Origin of the sequence: Niallia sp. Sow4_A1 (assembly GCF_052116745.1) — a bacterium.
Classification (GTDB): domain Bacteria; phylum Bacillota; class Bacilli; order Bacillales; family Cytobacillaceae; genus Niallia; species Niallia hominis.
Genome location: NZ_JBQKKM010000111.1, coordinates 1 through 1,868, shown reverse-complemented (window position 1 = coordinate 1,868; position 1,868 = coordinate 1). Strand labels below are relative to the sequence as shown.

The following is a 1,868-nucleotide window of genomic DNA, read 5'->3' as shown; positions in this document are numbered from 1 at the left end:
GTATGAGTAAAATGTTTGTGGGTAGAAAATAATTTACCCTCTGGTTTGGTTGGTGGTCGTTAGACCGCCAACCAAACGCAAGCGCGGTAGTATGAGCAAAAATAAAGAAAAAGGGACTTTCTTTTTGTATAGTAGTGTTTGCGGACAAAACATACAAAAGGAGAAAGTCCCTATGAAACAAAATACCATAAAACTACCTACATTAAAAGAAATAGAAAGTGATTTATTTAAAACATTACAGGAAACTTTTTCGGAAGTTCTCGAGGAGCTGTTAACTGGGTATGACAGAGAAATAGCTGAACAACGAGATAAAGGAAGATATCAACTCAAAGATAAGAGAGCGATTCAGATGGACACCTTATTTGGATCTGTTTCAATTAAGCGAAATTACTATTGGGATCGTATCGGCAACAAATATGTCTATTTATTAGATCAATATTTACAGTTTGAGGGCGGTAAAGGATTTAGTCCAGTTGTGGAAGAAATGGCGATGGAATTGGCGGTTACTGGGCCATCATACAGACATGCATCTTCTACGTTAGAAAAATTACTTGGATACTCTGTAGCTAGTCATGAAGCGATTCGTCAACATTTATTACAAACAGAAGTTGTACCGAGCTTGCCAATCGAACCAAAAAGAAAGGTATTATTTATCGAAGTAGATGGCTTATTTATTAAACGGCAAGGTGGTAAGAAGCGCGGACGAGAAGAAAAGATCGCAGCTATCCATGAAGGTTGGTCTATGAATGGAAAGAGAGCCAGTCTTGTGGGAAAACGGCATTTTATTCATAAAGCAGAAGCACCTTTCTGGGAAGAGTTAGAACAATTTTTAATGGATACGTATCATTACGATCCAACTACTCATCTTTTAGCTATCAATGGGGACGGAGCTAGTTGGATAACTGCGTGCAGAGAGTATTTTCAAAAGAAAGCTTTTTTCACGATAGACAGATTCCACGTAGCTCGAGAAATCCAACGTATTTTTAAAGAACATCCTAGATATAAAGCGATACGAAAAAAGCTAGCTAAGTATGATGGAGAGGGATTATTAGTAGAGTTAAATAGTGCAGTGGCGACCCTGGATACAGAGAAAAAAGAAGAACGATTAGAAGCATTAATTAACCAGCTTTCTCCATATCCCGAGGCACTTGGAGACTATAGAATTTGGTTACAGGAACAAGGAATAGATACGAGTGATATGCGTCCGATGGGCAGCGCAGAAGGAACCATGAGTGTGTTTGCCAAGCGTCTGAAAAACGGAAGGGCATGGAGTGAAAAAGGAATAGATGCATTTATTCGATTCATGGTTGGCTTAAAAGATGGATTAGATATTAAAACACTGATCGGAACAATGACGAAACGATTGGAAGAGAAGGAATCAAATCATATAAAACCAAAATACTACCGTGAAAAACTAACCAAAACAGCAGGACAGGCAACAAGACAAAACATTGCCTATTTGAGTCAAACAACAGGAAAGCCACTATATCATGCGTTAAAAGCATTACAAGGATTTTAAAAAGGATTGTCGACGTTTAACTGTAAACTGTATTCTAAAAGGTTATGGATTTTAACAACATAGAAAACGCAGAGTGGATTGGAGCGAAAGGCACTTGACTCCTGCGGGACATAGAGGAAAGGTCGAGACCCCACAGCCGGAACGGCGAGGAGGCTCGACTTCCTCCCCGCGGAAAGCAAGTGCCTGTAGCGGAAAGGAACGGTCTATTGATCCCAAAAAATTTTACGAAAACAGCCTGACTATAAATAGAGTAAGTATAGAAAGCGTTAACAATAGAGATAGCAAACACACTGAAAAAGAGAGAAATTCCGACGATAAAAAATTTCTCCCACAAATACTTGACTCAAAC

1 protein-coding gene is annotated in these 1,868 nt (G+C 39.0%); it reads left to right on the top strand.

From position 1 onward, the window contains the following. The first annotated feature begins 172 nt into the window (after window positions 1-172). Complete coding sequence (locus tag ACTQ5K_RS25355) at window positions 173-1,519, top strand: ISLre2 family transposase (RefSeq protein ID WP_048717475.1); 1,347 nt, start codon at window positions 173-175, stop codon at window positions 1,517-1,519. Window positions 1,520-1,868: the final 349 nt, after the last annotated feature.